The sequence below is a fragment of the Nonomuraea sp. NPDC050451 genome, assembly GCF_044458585.1.
In genome coordinates this window covers 1,243,675-1,258,421 of record NZ_JBITHZ010000001.1, presented here as the reverse complement: position 1 = coordinate 1,258,421, position 14,747 = coordinate 1,243,675, and the positions used below count along the sequence as shown (strand labels likewise).

The 14,747-nt window shown below is 71.6% G+C and carries 15 protein-coding genes; 3 read left to right on the top strand and 12 right to left on the bottom strand.

The window, feature by feature from the left end; genetic code table 11:
- Positions 1-12: 12 nt before the first annotated feature.
- The 4 genes from ACIBI9_RS05865 to ACIBI9_RS05850 are packed head-to-tail and all read right to left on the bottom strand — an operon-like array spanning position 13 to position 4,616.
- The gene (locus ACIBI9_RS05865) at positions 13-1,635 is read right to left on the bottom strand and encodes an ABC transporter permease (RefSeq protein ID WP_397220774.1); all 1,623 of its coding nucleotides are present in this window, start codon (positions 1,633-1,635) and stop codon (positions 13-15) included.
- On the bottom strand, positions 1,632-2,525 hold the full coding sequence (locus tag ACIBI9_RS05860) for an ATP-binding cassette domain-containing protein (protein WP_397220773.1): 894 nt from the start codon (positions 2,523-2,525) through the stop codon (positions 1,632-1,634). Before ACIBI9_RS05860 ends, ACIBI9_RS05865 begins: the two co-directional genes overlap by 4 nt.
- Positions 2,526-2,562: 37 nt before the next feature.
- Positions 2,563-3,390 carry an oxidoreductase gene (locus ACIBI9_RS05855; RefSeq protein WP_397220772.1) on the bottom strand — a complete coding sequence of 276 codons (828 nt, stop codon included), beginning with the start codon at positions 3,388-3,390 and terminating at the stop codon, positions 2,563-2,565.
- A gap of 35 nt (positions 3,391-3,425) precedes the next feature.
- Positions 3,426-4,616, bottom strand: coding sequence for a cytochrome P450 (locus ACIBI9_RS05850; protein WP_397220771.1), 1,191 nt, complete (start codon positions 4,614-4,616; stop codon positions 3,426-3,428).
- Between the two features lie 220 nt (positions 4,617-4,836).
- Between ACIBI9_RS05850 and ACIBI9_RS05845 the strand changes: the two genes are divergently transcribed.
- Complete coding sequence (locus ACIBI9_RS05845; RefSeq protein WP_397220770.1) at positions 4,837-5,538, top strand: helix-turn-helix domain-containing protein; 702 nt, start codon at positions 4,837-4,839, stop codon at positions 5,536-5,538.
- Between the two features lie 8 nt (positions 5,539-5,546).
- Here ACIBI9_RS05845 and ACIBI9_RS05840 read toward each other — a convergent pair whose 3' ends face one another.
- Entirely contained in the window at positions 5,547-6,302 is a 756-nt protein-coding gene (locus tag ACIBI9_RS05840) for an SDR family NAD(P)-dependent oxidoreductase (RefSeq protein ID WP_397220769.1), read from the bottom strand.
- Positions 6,303-6,388: 86 nt separating this feature from the next.
- Here ACIBI9_RS05840 and ACIBI9_RS05835 point away from each other — a divergent pair, with 86 nt between their 5' ends.
- Positions 6,389-6,985 carry a TetR/AcrR family transcriptional regulator gene (locus ACIBI9_RS05835; protein ID WP_397220768.1) on the top strand — a complete coding sequence of 199 codons (597 nt, stop codon included), beginning with the start codon at positions 6,389-6,391 and terminating at the stop codon, positions 6,983-6,985.
- A gap of 56 nt (positions 6,986-7,041) precedes the next feature.
- Here the strand turns inward: ACIBI9_RS05835 and ACIBI9_RS05830 are convergent, their stop codons facing one another.
- From ACIBI9_RS05830 to ACIBI9_RS05815, 4 genes are all read right to left on the bottom strand, one after another.
- Positions 7,042-8,013 carry a zinc-binding dehydrogenase gene (locus tag ACIBI9_RS05830; RefSeq protein ID WP_397220767.1) on the bottom strand — a complete coding sequence of 324 codons (972 nt, stop codon included), beginning with the start codon at positions 8,011-8,013 and terminating at the stop codon, positions 7,042-7,044.
- Positions 8,014-8,110: 97 nt separating this feature from the next.
- Positions 8,111-8,536, bottom strand: coding sequence for a VOC family protein (locus tag ACIBI9_RS05825; RefSeq protein ID WP_397220766.1), 426 nt, complete (start codon positions 8,534-8,536; stop codon positions 8,111-8,113).
- Between the two features lie 82 nt (positions 8,537-8,618).
- Entirely contained in the window at positions 8,619-9,617 is a 999-nt protein-coding gene (locus tag ACIBI9_RS05820; protein WP_397220765.1) for a LacI family DNA-binding transcriptional regulator, read from the bottom strand.
- Positions 9,618-9,719: 102 nt separating this feature from the next.
- Entirely contained in the window at positions 9,720-11,249 is a 1,530-nt protein-coding gene (locus tag ACIBI9_RS05815) for an alpha-N-arabinofuranosidase (RefSeq protein WP_397220764.1), read from the bottom strand.
- Between the two features lie 146 nt (positions 11,250-11,395).
- On the opposite strand from ACIBI9_RS05815, the gene ACIBI9_RS05810 reads away from it, so the two are divergent.
- A complete protein-coding gene (locus tag ACIBI9_RS05810) occupies positions 11,396-11,614 on the top strand; it encodes a hypothetical protein (protein ID WP_397220763.1) in 219 nt (72 codons plus the stop codon).
- A gap of 39 nt (positions 11,615-11,653) precedes the next feature.
- Here ACIBI9_RS05810 and ACIBI9_RS05805 read toward each other — a convergent pair whose 3' ends face one another.
- The 3 genes from ACIBI9_RS05805 to ACIBI9_RS05795 are packed head-to-tail and all read right to left on the bottom strand — an operon-like array spanning position 11,654 to position 14,562.
- Positions 11,654-12,424, bottom strand: coding sequence for an ABC transporter ATP-binding protein (locus tag ACIBI9_RS05805; RefSeq protein WP_397220762.1), 771 nt, complete (start codon positions 12,422-12,424; stop codon positions 11,654-11,656).
- A complete protein-coding gene (locus tag ACIBI9_RS05800) occupies positions 12,414-13,511 on the bottom strand; it encodes a FecCD family ABC transporter permease (RefSeq protein WP_397220761.1) in 1,098 nt (365 codons plus the stop codon). The genes ACIBI9_RS05805 and ACIBI9_RS05800 overlap by 11 nt, the downstream gene beginning before the upstream one ends.
- Positions 13,504-14,562, bottom strand: a complete 1,059-nt coding sequence (locus ACIBI9_RS05795) for an ABC transporter substrate-binding protein (protein WP_397220760.1) — start codon at positions 14,560-14,562, stop codon at positions 13,504-13,506. The genes ACIBI9_RS05800 and ACIBI9_RS05795 overlap by 8 nt, the downstream gene beginning before the upstream one ends.
- Between the last annotated feature and the right edge of the window lie 185 nt (positions 14,563-14,747).

Genomic DNA, 14,747 nt, shown 5'->3' with positions numbered 1-14,747 from the left:
ATCCGTCCCCCGTCAGCCTGCGGCGAGGTCGCGGCGGCGCAGGCCGTACAGGCCGAGGATCGCCAGCGCCGCGGCGAGCACGGTGAGCACCACCGTGGCCACTGGGGCGAAGGACCCCAGCGGGTGCCAGGGGAGATGGGACAGCACCGACGTGTTCACCAGCCACCCCGGCAGGTTCATGTAGGACCCCAGTACCTGCATGAACCCGCTGTAGACGAGCACCGCCCAGGCCGCGTTCACGGCCCGCGGGGCGAGCCCGAGCAGTGCGGCGGGGACGGCGAGCAGCACCAGCACCTCGGGGGCGCGGATCAGGCTCGCCCAGGTGACCTCTCCCACGAGGCCGGACTCGCCGGTCGACAGGGCGGCGCCGACGCCGAGCGCGGCGCCGTACACCACCGGCAGGACGACCACGGCGAGCGCGGTGACCAGCAGGGACGACCAGTACCACGTCGATCGGCCGGTCGGCCCGGCCAGCACGGGAGCGATCCGGCCGCGCACCTCCTCCGCCCGCAGCCGGATGACCGACAGGACCGCGAAGACGCCGGTGTAGAGGGACCCGGTGAACACCATGAGGCTGATCCAGGCCCGCCCGAAGTCCGCGCCGGAGAAGATGGGGAGGTCGGTGCCCGCCATGCCCCCGGTCATGGCGCCCAGGACGAGGCCGACGGCGAGGAACGCGGCTCCCCACGCGACAATGGCCGCCTGCTGGAGCCGCAGCGCGAGCGTGAACGGCGAGCGCAGCCAGGATGGCGCCGACGCCCGGCCGGGACGCGGGGCCACCAAGGAGGCGCCGAGATCCCTGTGGCCCGCCAGCGAGTAGGCGCCCGCGACCAGCAGCCCGGCGAGAACGACCGACAGGCCGAGCGGCCACCAGCGCTCGTCGCCCAGCACCCGGGTCTGCTGTGACCAGCCGATCGGCGACAGCCAGAACAGCGGGCCGCCCTCCTGGCTCTGCAGCGCCCCCGCGCCGCGCAGCAGCCATGCGGTGAAGAGCACGATGCCCGCCAGCCCGTTCGCGCCTCGGGGGTGCTCGGTGACCTGGGCGGTGACCGCGGTGACCCCGGCGAACAGCAGCCCGGTCGCGGCGAGGGAGGCGCCGAACAGCAGGGCGCTGCCGGCCGGGAACCCGATGCTGATCGTCGCGGCGGTGGTGAGGACCGCGAGCGCGGCATTGCTGATCACGGCGACGATCAGCGCCGCGGTGAGCTGGGCGTGCCGGCCCACGACGGCCGCCCGGATGAGCTCGGCCCGGCCCGTCTGCTCCTCCGCCCGGGTGTGCCGGGTCACGAGCATCATGTTCATGATCGCGGCGGCCAGCAGGAACTCGACCCAGTAGGCGGCCAGGAAGTAGCTCTGCGTGGTGACCTCGCCGAACAGCGGCCCCCCGAGCACCCTCATGAAGGAGACGCGGATCATCTGCGAGGCCTCGGCCAGGGCCTCGGGCGTCGGGACGACCGCGTTGACGGCGGCGTAGTAGAAGCGCGGGACGAGGGCCGTGATCGCGACCAGCCAGAGGGTGAGCTTGATCCGGTCGCGGCGCAGCGCCAGCCGTACCATCGCGCCGGTGCCGGTCAGGTGGCTGCTCGCCGCTCTCGATCCGGTACGGCCGCGCGCCCGCGTAACCGTGGTGGTCATGCCGCCTCCTTGTGCGCGTAGTGCCGGAGCATGAGCTCCTCGAGCGTCGGCGGATGGCTGACCAGCGAGTCGATGCCGAACGTGGTGAGGTGCCGGATGGCGGCGTCGAGGTGTTGGGCGTCCACGCCGAACTGCACCCTCGCACCGTCGATCTTCGCGTTGTGGACGCCGGGCAGCCGGTCGAGGCCGGTGACCGAGGTGGCGGTCTCGGCCACGACCGTCGTCCGGGTCAGGTGCCGCAGCTGCGCCAGCGTCCCCGACTCCACGACCTTTCCGTCCCGGATGATGGTGATCCGGTCGGCGAGGGTCTCGACCTGCGCGAGGATGTGGCTGGACAGCAGGATGGTCCGGCCGGCGGCCTTGGCCTCGGCGACGACCTGCTGGAACACCGCCTCCATCAGCGGGTCCAGCCCGCTCGTGGGCTCGTCGAGGATCAGCAGCTCCACGTCCGCGGAGAGGGCGGCGACGAGGGCGACCTTCTGGCGGTTGCCCTTGGAGTAGGTCCGCGCCTTCTTCTTCGGGTCGAGCTCGAACCGCTCGATCAGCTCGTTCTTGCGCCGGTCGTCGAGCCCGCCGCGCAGCCGGCCGAGCACGTCGATGGCCTCGCCTCCGGTGAGGTTGGGCCACAGCTCGACGTCGCCCGGTACGTACGCCAGCCGCCGGTGGAGCGCGACGGCGTCGGCCCAGGGGTCGCCGCCCAGCAGCCTGGCGCTGCCGGAAGTGGCCCGGATCAGGCCCAGCAGGATGCGGATGGTGGTGCTCTTGCCCGCTCCGTTCGGGCCGAGATAGCCGTGCACCTCTCCGGGGTTCACGGTGAGGTCGAGCCCGTCGAGGGCGCGCGCCGGCCCGTAGGCCTTGACGAGCCCGGAAATGGCGATGGCAGGGGTCATGGGTTTCTCCGAATTGCGGAATCTCGTGGAGCCGGAGTCATCTGAGGGAGCCGGTGATGCGCGCGTCGAACTCGCGGTCCGGGAGGGATCTGTTGAGCTGCAGGAGGGCTTCGGCCTGCCAGCCCACGACGTAGCGGGTCTCCGGCCGGTCCGACTCGACGGCCTCCCGGATCGTCGTCGCGACGACGGCGGGGTCGGTGGCCTGGTCGTTCTGGTGGCCCGTCGGCGCCTCGGCGGCGCGTGCCATGGCCTCGGCCAGCTGCCGGTAGGGCCCGTTCCCGGAGATCTCCCGCAGTTGCCGCGCGGTCCCGGCCTCGAAGTCGGTCTTGATGATGCCGGGCTGGATGACGACGACATCGATGCCGAACTGCGCGGTCTCCATGCGCAGCGAGTCGGAGAGGGCTTCCAGGGCATGCTTGGAGGCGTAGTACCAGGCGCCCAGCGGGAAGGCGAGCTCGCCGCCGATCGAGGAGACGTTGACGATCGTGCCCGATCCCCGCTGCCGCATCCCCGGCAGGACCAGCTGGGCCAGCCGGGCCGCGGCGAACACGTTGACCTCGAACAGGTCTCGGGCCAGCGCGAGCGGCGTGTCCTCGACGGCGCCGTGGACGGCGGCTCCCGCGTTGTTGACCAGGACGTCGATCCGTCCGTGTTCGTCCAGGACGGTGTCCACGACCCGCTTGAGGTCTTCTTCCTTGGTCACGTCCATCGGCAGCGTGCGGCCTCCCGCGTCGCGCAGCGCCGCCATCCTGCCCACCCGCCGTGCCGCGCCGTACACGAAGTGGCCGGAGTGCAGGAGCTCGAGCGCGGTGGCGTGGCCGATGCCGGACGAGGCGCCGGTCACGAGGCATACTTTGGCAACCATGCCAGGGTCCCCCTTGGATTCGATGGTGATGTCGTTCAGGCGTCCCAGGCGACCGGGAGCCGGTGGACGCCGTAAACGCTCATGTCGGTGCGCAGCGCCAGGTCCTCCAGCGGGACGGCCAGGCGGAGGGTCGGAAATCGCCGGACCAGGGCGGGGAGCGCGACCTGCAGCTCGATGCGGGCCAGTTGCTGGCCGAGGCACTGGTGGATGCCGTGGCCGAACGCGACGTGTCCGCCGGCCGAGCGGAGCAGGTCGAGCGTGTCGGGGTCGTCGAAGTGCAGCGGGTCGCGATTGGCCGCCGCGAGGGAGACGGTCACCGTTTCGCCCGCCCTGATCAGCCGGCCCTCCAGCTCCACGTCCTCCAGGGCCGTTCGGAGGGTGAAGGGGGCGATGCTCAGATAGCGCAGCAGTTCTTCGACGGCGCGCTCGGCGATCCCGGGATCGGCCCGCAGGGCGGCCAGCTGATCGGGGTGCCGCAGCAGGGCGAGGGTGCCCATGGCGAGCATGTTGGCGGTGGTGTCGAGCCCGGCTCCCAGCAACGTGAGGCCGATGTTGGTCAGCTCCTCGTCGGTGAGGTCGCCGGCGGTCAGGCCGCTGAGCAGGTCGTCGGCGGGGTGGGCGCGCTTCTCGGCCACCAGCTCGCCGATGAAGCCGCGCACCGCGGCGGCCGCCGCCGCGATCTCCTGGGGCGTGGCGTCCAGCCTGCCCAAGGCCAGCGCGTGTCCTTGGAAGAGCACCCGGGAGGCGTAGGGCACGCCGAGCAGCTCGCAGATCACCTGGGCGGGGATCGGCTGCGCCCACGTCTTCACCAGGTCCACCGGGGAGCCCGCCTCTTCCATGGCGTCCAGGTGATCGGCGGTGATGGCCTCGACCCGCTCGGCGAGCACGTGCATGCGGCGCACCGTGAACTGGCCGATGAGCAGGCGGCGGTAGCGGGTGTGCTCGGGCGGGTCCATCAGGGGGAACAGCCCCGGCTTGGCGGGCTGGTCGGACCTGGGGGCGGCGGCGTTCGGCACGTGATGCAGCTCGATGCGCCCGCTGAAGCGATGGTCGGCGAGCACGAGGCGGGCGAGAGCGTGTCCGGTCACCACCCATCCCACGTGTCCGTCCGGGTAGCTCAGCCGGCTCAGCGGGCCCTCCTCGCGGAGCCGCGCGAGCCCTGGAGGAGGATCTAAGGGGCACTCCGCGTCGCGCTCGGTCGGCAGCGCGGGATGTGACTGGGTCATGTCGGTTTCCCTCCGCGTGAACGGCGATCGTTCACGCACGGGGAAAAGCTACGAATGCGTTCACGGATTCGGCAAGTTGCACACGTCGTCACCGCAGGTCAGAGCGGAGTAACTGGCGCAACGACGGTGTCGGCAAATGCAACAATCTCTGCTGCCCTGTCGCAATCAGGTGTGCCCGGACGCCATACTTGCGCGTGACGATGACGTGCCGGGAGGGCGCATGCCAGGAGGCCACCTGACGTACGACGACCGCCGCAGGATCTCGGAAGGGCTGGCGGAAGGGCTCACCTACGCGGAGATCGCCCGGCGCCTGGGGCGGCCGAGGTCGACCATCGGCCGCGAGATCGCGCGCAACGGCGGCCCGCACGGCTATCACGCGGGCCGGGCGCAGCAGGCGACCGGATGGCGCGCCCGCCGCCGGCCCGCCGCGCCGGCGGCCGCTGGCGACTCCGGCAGGCGTGACCCCCAAGCCGTACGGGAGTTCGAGGAGAGACTCACCTCGGCGTTCGGGGGTGTGCCGACGATGGCGGCCAGGGTGATGGCCTGCCTGTTCACCAGCGACACCGGCAACCTGACCGTCGCCGAGCTGACCGAGCGGCTGCGGGTCAGCCCCGCGTCGATCTCCAAGGGGGTCGGCTGGCTCGAACAGGTGGGGCTCGTCAGGCGCGAGCGTGACAACCGGCGCGAGCGCTACATCATCGACGCCGAGGTCTGGTACCGGGCGTGGCTGGTGGGCACGCGGTCGATGATGCTGTGGACCGAGACGGTCCGGGAGGGTGTCGACGTCCTCGGCGCCGACACTCCGGCGGGCGTCCGGCTGGCGACCGCGAGCCGGTTCTTCGAGCTCATCAGCACCGACATGGCCCAGGCGGCCGAGCACTACCGGCAGACGTTCGCGGCCACCGGGGACGTTCCGCGCTGACCGCGGCTTCAGACCGCGGCGCGCCCGCCGTCCACCGAGAGGGTGGCTCCGTGGATGTTGGCGGCGTCGTCACCGGCCAGGAACACCACCGCCTTGGCCACCTCCTCCGGAGTGCTGGGCCTGCGCGAGGGGATGGTGGCGATCATCGGTGCCAGGTACTCCGCCATCGCGGCGACCTTCTCGGTGAACGTCGGTCCCGGGGCCACGGTGTTGACCCGCACGCCGGAGGGGCCGTACTCGTCCGCCCAGGACTTGGTCAGCGAGTGGACGGCGGCCTTCGTGGTGTTGTAGAGGGCGGAGCCGCTCGTCCCGAACAGCCCGGAGATGGACCCGAGGTTGATGATCGCGCCGCTGCCGCGGGCCGCCATGGCGGGGGCGATCAGGCCGGTGAGGAGGAAGGTGGCCTTGACGTTGACGGCCAGGGCCTGGTCGATGAGCTCCTCCGCCACCTCGGCCGTGGGGGCGGGGTTGATCAGCAGCGCCGCGTTGTTGACCAGGATGTCCAGCGGGCCGCCGGCCAGCCGGTGCGCGGCCTCGGCGAGCTCTCGGACGGCAGGCAGCCCTCCGGCGAGGTCGGCGCGGACGAACGAGGCCTGCCCGCCCTCCTCGGCGATGGAGGCGACGACCTTCTCGCCCTTGGCGGTGTCCCGGCCGCTGACGATGACGTGGGCGCCCTCCGCCGCCAGGGCGCGGGCGATGGCCGTGCCGATGCCGTCGGTGGAGCCCGTGACCAGGGCGGTGCGCCCCTGAAGACGTGCGGACATGGGAATTCTCCCTTGCGAAATTGAGGATTCGCGGTCCAGGATGCCGACGCTAAAATGGACTAGCAAGTCCAATCTGGGAGGTCTCCATGCGCACGCTCACCAGCAAGGGCGCCGCGACGCGGCAGCGCATCCTCGAGGGCGCCGCCGCGCACATCCGCGAGTTCGGCGTTGCCACCACGACCCTCGACGACGTGCTGGCCACGACCGCCACGAGCAAGAGCCAGCTCTTCCACTATTTCCCCGGCGGGCGGGAGGAGCTGCTGCTGGCGGTGGCCCGGCTCGAGGCCGATCGCGTGCTGGAGAACCAGCAGCCGGCGCTCGGCGAGCTGACCTCGTGGCCCGCCTGGCAGCGGTGGCGTGACACGGTCGTCGACCACTACCGTCGCCAGGGCCGCCTGTGCCCGCTCAACTCGGTCACCTCGCAGCTGGGCAGCCGTACGCCCGCCGCCCAGGCCGTGGTCATCGAGCTGATGCGCCGCTGGCAGGCCGAGATCGCCACCGGCGTACGGCACATGCAGGAGGCCGGCGAGGTCGACCCGGACCTGGACCCCGACCACGCGGCGACCGCCCTGCTCGCCGGCATCCAGGGCGGCGTGCTGATCCAGATGTCCACCGGCGAGGTCACGCACCTGGAGGCCGCCCTGGACATGGGCATCGCCTACCTGCGCACCCGCCGCCCATAACCGGCACGGACATGGATATCGCCCACCTCCGCGCCCGCGGCCCGTAGCCGGCGCTGTCAGATCAGCAGGAGGGTCTTCCCCAGGGCCGTGCGATATTCGATCGCGGCGTGTGCGTCGGCGGCGCGCTCCAAGGGGAAGGTCTGCCCGATGACCGGCCGGACGAGCCCCGCGGCCGCCTGCGCCATCATCTGCTCCGCCCACCGCACCACGTGCGGCCCGAAGTCGAAGAGCTGCTCGATGCCGATCACGTCCACGTCCTTGCGGAGCGCCTGCGCGGCGTCGATGACGGTGACCTCGCCGCTGGAGGCGCCGTGCACCGAGAAGCGTCCGCCCCGGGCCGTCACCTCGAACGCGGCCCGCCCGATCTCCCCGCCGACGCCGTCGAAGACCACATCCGGCCCCGCCCCGCCGGTCGCCTCCAGGACCCGCTCGGTCCAGCCCGGTTCGGAGTAGTCGACCGCGGCTTCGGCGCCCAGCTCCCGGATCAGGTCGAGCTTCCGCGATCCGCGGGCGGCCCCGACGACGCGCGCGCCCGCCGTACGGGCCAGCTGCACCAGCAGGCTGCCGACGCCGCCGGCCGCCGCCTCGACCAGCACCCACTCGCCGGGACGGACCTTGGCCCCCTCGATCAGTCCCTGCGCGGTGCTGCCGTCGCTGTGCAGGGCGACGGCCTCCGGCAACCCCAGGCCGTCCGGCACCGGAAACAGGTCCTCGACCGCGGCCACGGCCCGCTCGGCGAAACCGCCGGTCTCGCCCGTCCCGGCGATGACCCGCCGGCCCACCCACGCCGGATCCACCTCTTCCCCGGCCGAGCTCACCCGGCCGGCCACCAGCCCGCCCGGCACGTACGGCAACTCCGGCCGGGCATGCCACTTGTCGGTGCCGCGCCGGATCTGCGTCTCGACGAACGTCATGCCCGCCACCGCCACCTCGACCACGACCTGCCCCGGCCCGGCCACCGGATCCGGCGCCTCCCCGGGCACCAGCACCTCAGGCCCGCCGAACCCGATCACCCGAACCACCCGCATTACCGCTCACTCCCGCCTGTTTTCGACATGACCCCCATAGCGTGCAACCTCAACCGGAATTGAGGTCAACCGGCGAGCGGCGGCGGTGCCGGGCCGATCAGACGGCGAAGATCTGGGAGTCGTCGGCGAACGCCTTGAACTCCAGCGCGTTCCCGGCGGGGTCGAGCAGGAACATCGTCCACTGCTCCCCCGCCTGCCCCTCGAAACGCACATAAGGCTCGATGACGAACGCGACGTCCGCCGCCCGCAGCCGGTCGGCGAGCCGGTGGAACTCGGGGATCGTCAGGATCAGGCCGAAATGCGGCACGGGGACGTCGTGGCCGTCGACCGGGTTGTGGATCCGCTGCGCGCGGGCCGGCGCCAGGTGCGTCACGAACTGGTGGCCGTGCAGGCTCCAGTCCACCCAGGAGTCGGAACTGCGGCCCTGCTCAAGGCCCAGCATCTCGCCGTAGAAGCGGCGCGCGGCGGCCAGGTCGTCGACCGGCATGGCCAGATGGAAGCGCGGGATCGGGGAATCGGTCATGGGGACTTCCTCTCTGTCAGGAATGTCCAAATGTTAGGGGCGCAGCTGCGGGAGGTCACCTGGTCACCGCGGGCCGGGGACGTCAGCGGGTGGACTCGCGGACCATCAGCTCGAAGGGCGCGGTGTACTCGCCGGCCGGGCGGGACGGGTCCCGGATGCGGGCGGTCACCAGTTCGACCGCCTTCGCGGCCATCCACCGGTGGTCGGGGGCCACGGTGGACAGCGAGGGCACCATGTACGCCGCCTCGGGGATGTCGTCGTACCCGACGAGGCGGATGTCGTCGGGCACCCGGACGCCGCGGTCGGCGAGGCCCCGGAAGACTCCCTGGGCGACGGTGTCGCTCACCGCGACCACGCCGTCGACCTCGACGCCGGAATCGACGAGCCGGTAGGCCGCCTCGCGACCCGATTCGAGCGTCATCCCGCTGAAGGCGAACAGCAGCGCCGGATCGGGGTCGATTCCCCGCTCAGCCAGCCCGGCCAGATAGCCCTGGTAGCGGCGCGTCACCACGTTGACGCCGTCGAGGGAATCGCCGGTGACCATCGCGATCCGGCGGCATCCGCGGTCGATCAGATGCGTGGTCGCCGCTTTCGCGCCTTCCTCGTTGGGCATGGCGACGTGGTCGAACCGGGCGGCGAAGTCCTGCTCGCCGAGCATCACGATCGGGTAGTCGCCGCCGGTCAGCCGCGAGTCCTGGGGGTCGATCCCGACCGCGCTGAGGATCAGCCCGTCGAACTGCAGGGTGCACGAATGGGAGATCGCGTCGATCTCCCCGGCCGCGGCCGCCCCGGTCTGCTCGATCGCGACGTCGAAGCCGTGCCTCCGCGCCTCGTCGATCACGTGGGCGGCGAGCTGGCCGAAGTAGGGCCGGTCGATCTCGGGAACGGCCAGCCCGATGACGCCGGTCCGCCCGGACCTGAGGGTACGGGCGGAGACGTTGACGCGGTAGCCCGACTGGCGGATCGCTTCGAGCACGCGGCGGCGGACCTCGTCGCTGACTCCGGCGCGGTCGTTGATGACGTTGGAGACCGTCATCTTCGACACCCCGGACAACTTGGCGACGTCGCCCATGGTGACCATGCCGCTCCTCAGGTCCTGCCCCTGCGGCCGGATCCGATCCGGCCGCTTCCGACTGTGGCCGCCGCTCGTTCGAGCTTACTGCGCCCCACAAGGGCGCCGCCTTCAGGCGACGTCGACCTCCACGGTGACGAAGGAGTGGGCGGGCAGGTGGACCCGCAGACGCGTACCGGTGACCGTGACCTGCTCGTGGGAGCGCGGGGCGACGGCGGCGGGCGCGTCGGGCGTGTTGTGGGTCTGCGGCGCCCCGGCGGTGAGGATCCGCGAGGCGACCCCGCCGACGGTGCCCCCGCGCAGGTCCAGCTCGACGTCGGCCGCGTCGGCCGCGTCCAGGTTGGACAGCGAGATGAGCACCTTGTCGTCCTTGCGGCTCGCCGACAGCGAGACGGTCGCCAGCGTGTCCGGCCCGACCTCGCGGGTGGGCACGTCCGACAGGAGATCGACCCGCAGCGACGCGGCGTCCTGGTGTCCCTTGTTCATCTCGAACACGTGGTACGTCGGGGTGAGCACGAGCGCTCCCGAGTCGGGGTCGGTCAGGATCATCGCCTGGAGCACGTTCACCGTCTGGGCGATGTTGGCCATCACCAGCCGGTCGGCGTGGCGGTGGAAGATGTCGAAGTGCAGGCTCGCGACCAGCGCGTCCCGGAGCGTGTTCTGCTGGTAGAGGAAGCCGGGGTTGGTGCCCGGCTCGACGTTCCACCACGTGCCCCACTCGTCCATGATCAGGCCGACGGTCTTGTGCGGGTCGTAGCAGTCCATCACGTTGGAGTGGCCGGTGAGCAGCTCGTCGGTGTGGGCGGCCTTGACCATGGTCCGGTAGTACTCGTCGGTGTCGAACACCGTGGCGGCGCCCTTGTCCTGCCAGGTGCCCGCGATCGTGTAGTAGTGCAGCGACAGGGCCTGGAAGAACCCGGCGGGCCGGCGCGCGCAGCCGAGGTGGCCGAGCGCCTTCATGAGGGTCTCCGTCCAGGTGTAGTCGTCGGAGTTCGCGCCGGCGGCGATGCGGTACAGCCGGTTGTCGCCGTGGTCGCGGCAGAACGTGGCGTACCGGCGCGCCTCGTCGGCGTAGTGCTGCGCGGTCATGTTGCCCCCGCAGCCCCAGGCCTCGTTGCCGAGGCCCCAGAAGCGGACCCGCCAGGGCTCGTCACGGCCGTTGGCCTTGCGCAGGCGGACCATCGGGGAGTCGCCGTCGCGGGTGAGGTACTCGACCCAGTCGCTCATCTCCTTGACCGTGCCGGAGCCCACGTTGCCGTTGATGTACGGCTCGGCGCCGAGCAGCTCGCACAGGGCCATGAACTCGTGGGTGCCGAAGTGGTTGTTCTCCTCGACGTTGCCCCAGTGGGTGTTCACCATCGCCGGGCGCTGCTCCTTCGGGCCGATGCCGTCCATCCAGTGGTACTCGTCGGCGAAGCAGCCGCCGGGCCAGCGAAGGTTCGGGATGTTCAAGGCGCGCAGGGCTTCGACGACGTCCAGCCGGATGCCCCCGGCGTTCGGGATGTCGCTGTCCTCGCCCACGTAGAAGCCGCCGTAGATGCACCGGCCCAGGTGCTCGGCGAAGTGGCCGTACACATGCCTGCTGATCACGGGGCCTTTGACGTCAACGTTGAGCACGGCGGACACGACAGCGTCACTCATGGTTCACACCTTTTCTCGGTAAGCGGCGGCGGCTACTTTATCGATAAAGCACCGCGTGGGAAAGTGCACCTTTCTTGCCTGTTGGCTCGGGAATCCTCGCTCGCCCGCCTATGTGCGACCGGCCCCGCGATGCGTACGGTGAGGCCATGTGCGATCTGAACGCTGCGGAGACACGCGAAATCATCGCATCACTCAGCGAGGTGACCGGCCTGTCCGGCCAGGTGACCACTCACATCGACGACATCGGCAAGACGTCGTACATGGACCACGAGAACCTGGCCGAGCTGCTCGCCACACTGCGCGATCGCGCCGAGGCGGCCAGGGAGTGGGTCGCGGCCAAGCCACATCAGCACGCGGGCCACTGAGCTGGGCGCCGGCCGGCCCAGGGACCGGCCGGCGCGTTCTCACAGTGCGGGTGACGCCACGGCGATGTGCGGGCGGCCGGTTATCGGGTGCGGGCTGATGTGCGCGCGCACGCCGAAGACCTCCTCGATGAACGCCGGTGTCAGCACCTCCAGGGGCGGGCCGTGCCCGGCGACCCGGCCGTCGCGCAGGACGACGACCTGGTCGGCGTAGGCGGCGGCCTGGTCGAGGTCGTGCAGGGCGGCCAGCAGGGTCAGGCCGAGGGAGCGGATCAGATCCAGCAGCAGGAGCTGGGAGCCGACGTCCAGATGGTTGGTGGGTTCGTCGAGCACCAGCAGCGGCGCCTGCTGGGCCAGCGCGCGGGCGAGCAGCACGCGTTGCCGCTCCCCGCCCGACAGCGTCGTCATCAGCCGGTCGGCCGCCCAGGCCATGCCCACCCGTTCCAGCGCGGTGGCGACCGCCGCGCGGTCGGCGGCGTTCTCCCGGTCGAGCAGCCGCTGGTGGCTGTGGCGGCCGGTGCCGACGACGTCGGCGGCGGACAGCCCGTCGGCGACCTGACTGTGCTGGGGCAGCACGGCCCGGTGGCGGGCGGCCTGGCGGGGCCGCATCCGCCACAGGTCCTGCCCGTCGAGCCGGACCACGCCGCCGGACGGGCGCAGCGACCGGTAGACGGTCCGCAGCAGGGTGGACTTGCCGCTGCCGTTCGGGCCGATGAGCGCGACGAACTCGCCCGGCCCGGCGGTCAGATGGACGTCGCTGACGATGGGACGGGCGTCGATCTGGGCGCTGACGCCGGCCAGGTCAAGCCGCATCGGTGCCTCCACTCGATCGGCGGCGCAGCAGCCACAGGAAGAACGGCACGCCGAGCCCGGTGGTGAAGATGCCCACCGGCAGCTCGTTGGGCCGGTCGGCGATGCGGGCCGCCAGGTCCACCAGCACCAGGAACAGCGCCCCGGCCAGCAGCGACACGGGCAGCACGCGGCGGTGGTCGGCTCCGACGACGAACCTGGCCATGTGCGGGACCATCAGCCCGATGAAGCCGATGCCGCCGACGACGCTGACGACGGTGGCCGTCAGCAGCGAGCCGGCCACGAGCAGCCCGATCCGCAGCACCGCCACCGGCACGCCGACGGCGATGGCGGCCTCCTCCCCGGCCAGCAGCGCGTTCAGCGCGCGGGCCTGCAGGGACAGCCAGGCCAGGCAGCAGACGACGATCAGGGCGGGCACGCCCAGGTCGGCCCAGGACGCCCCCGCGACGCTGCCCATCAGCCAGAACATCATGCCCTGCAGCTCGGTCGGGTTGAGCTGGAGCTGCACGAACGTGGTGGCCGCCGAACAGAGGTAACCCACGGCCACCCCGGTCAGCACCAGCCAGGAGTCCAGCAGCCGGCCCGCCCGCTGCGCCAGCACGTACACCAGCAGCGCCGACAGCAGGGCGGCGGCGAAGGCGGCCCCGGTGACGCCGAGCGTCCCGGCGAGCACGGCGCTGCCCAGCGCGGGGACCAGCACGGCCCCGAGCGAGGCGGCCGAGGACACGCCCAGCACGTACGGGTCGGCGAGCGGGTTGCGCACCAGGGACTGCAGCGCGACCCCGGCCACCGACAGGCCGGCCCCGGCGAGCGCGGCCAGCAGCGCCCGAGGGGTGCGCAGGTCCCAGACGACCTGGCTGAGCAGCGGGTCGGCCTGCGCGCCGCGCCCGGTCAGGTGGGCCCAGACCACGCCCCAGACCTGGCCGAGCGGAAGGTTGACCGAGCCGACGGAGATGCCCACCACCAGGGCCGCGACCAGCGCGACAACCAGGGCGGCCAGCAGCAGCCCGATGGCGGGCCCGGAGACGAGGTGCGGGCGCCGCGACGGCGCGGCCCTGGTGGCCGGTGCGGGTGTGAGGGTGTCAGTCACCGGGGTGGACCACCTTGGAGAGCTTCTCCACGGCCGCGGCGTTGAGCGGGCCGAGATACACCCCGTCGGAGACCACCGCGTACGTCCTGGACTTGGACGCGGCCCAGTGCGGGTAGGCGGCGAACAGCTTGGCCGCCTCCGCCTCGGGCTTCTCGTCCGGCGTGAACTGCCCGACCACGAGCACGTCCACCTGGGCGGTGGCGAGCTGCTCGGTGTTGAGGGTACGGGTCGTGTCCGAGCTCTGCCCGGCGAAGGCGTTGACGCCGCCGGCGGCCTTGATCACGTCGTCGTAGATGCCGCCGGTCATCACGGCAGGCAGCCCGTTGGCGTTCATCATGGCCATGCCGGGATAGGCGATGAGGACCTTCTTGGCGGGCCGGCCCGCGACCCGCGCCCGTACGGTCTCGACGCGGGCGCGCAGCTTGCCGATCAGGTCGGCGGCACGGTCCTGAACGTTGAAGACGCGCCCCAGCAGCGCGAGGAACTCCAGCGAGGAGTTGATCGACTGGTTGCGGTAGGCGCGCTTCTCCTCCTCCGTGGCCTCGGGCTTGCCCATCGCGCAGTTGACGGGGTTGACCAGCGAGGTGATCCCAGCGGCGGCGAGCTGCTCGCGGGTGGCGAAGCCCCTCTTGGCGTCGAACCCGCCGGACCAGGTGGACACCACCAGATCCGGCTTGAGCTTGAGCACCTGCTCGGCGGGGACGTCGAAGTTCTTGTTCATCGTCAGCCCGCCGGTCGGCAGCGCCTTGATCCTGCCGATCATCGCGGGGTCGTCGGAGACGCCGTAGCTCTGGGCGTTGGCCAGGACACTCTTGTCCAGGCCGAGCATGATGAAGCTCTCCACCTCGGCCACGCTGGTGCCGTTGAGGATCAGCACGCGCTGGGGCGGCTTCCGGAAGGTGACGCGCAGGCCGCAGTTGTCGAAGGTCAGGGGGTAGCCGGACGTGGTGGGGACGGCGGCGGCTCCGCTCGCGGGGCGGCCGGGGTCACCGCAGCCGGCCGCGGTCAGGGCCACCAGCGCGCACAGCGCGGCGGCCAGCGGGCGGCGCACATGACAAGGGTTCATCGATGATGCTCTCTTCGAGATCGAGTCTGGAGGCACGCGAGACCGGCGCCGGTCACAGCGGTGACCGGCGCATCGCGGCAACGCGCGACGCCCGGACGGCTCTACGGCACGCCCGGTGTCGGGAAAGGCATGAGGGAACAACCCCGGGAACCGGCGCGAATGGCCGGCAC

Bases quoted from the DNA above. Each gene is read 5' to 3' on its own strand.
- ACIBI9_RS05865 (WP_397220774.1), bottom strand. From the start codon at position 1,635: ATGACCACCACGGTTACGCGGGCGCGCGGCCGTACCGGATCGAGAGCG.
- ACIBI9_RS05860 (WP_397220773.1), bottom strand. From the start codon at position 2,525: ATGACCCCTGCCATCGCCATTTCCGGGCTCGTCAAGGCCTACGGGCCG.
- ACIBI9_RS05855 (WP_397220772.1), bottom strand. From the start codon at position 3,390: ATGGTTGCCAAAGTATGCCTCGTGACCGGCGCCTCGTCCGGCATCGGC.
- ACIBI9_RS05850 (WP_397220771.1), bottom strand. From the start codon at position 4,616: ATGACCCAGTCACATCCCGCGCTGCCGACCGAGCGCGACGCGGAGTGC.
- ACIBI9_RS05845 (WP_397220770.1), top strand. From the start codon at position 4,837: ATGCCAGGAGGCCACCTGACGTACGACGACCGCCGCAGGATCTCGGAA.
- ACIBI9_RS05840 (WP_397220769.1), bottom strand. From the start codon at position 6,302: ATGTCCGCACGTCTTCAGGGGCGCACCGCCCTGGTCACGGGCTCCACC.
- ACIBI9_RS05835 (WP_397220768.1), top strand. From the start codon at position 6,389: ATGCGCACGCTCACCAGCAAGGGCGCCGCGACGCGGCAGCGCATCCTC.
- ACIBI9_RS05830 (WP_397220767.1), bottom strand. From the start codon at position 8,013: ATGCGGGTGGTTCGGGTGATCGGGTTCGGCGGGCCTGAGGTGCTGGTG.
- ACIBI9_RS05825 (WP_397220766.1), bottom strand. From the start codon at position 8,536: ATGACCGATTCCCCGATCCCGCGCTTCCATCTGGCCATGCCGGTCGAC.
- ACIBI9_RS05820 (WP_397220765.1), bottom strand. From the start codon at position 9,617: ATGGTCACCATGGGCGACGTCGCCAAGTTGTCCGGGGTGTCGAAGATG.
- ACIBI9_RS05815 (WP_397220764.1), bottom strand. From the start codon at position 11,249: ATGAGTGACGCTGTCGTGTCCGCCGTGCTCAACGTTGACGTCAAAGGC.
- ACIBI9_RS05810 (WP_397220763.1), top strand. From the start codon at position 11,396: ATGTGCGATCTGAACGCTGCGGAGACACGCGAAATCATCGCATCACTC.
- ACIBI9_RS05805 (WP_397220762.1), bottom strand. From the start codon at position 12,424: ATGCGGCTTGACCTGGCCGGCGTCAGCGCCCAGATCGACGCCCGTCCC.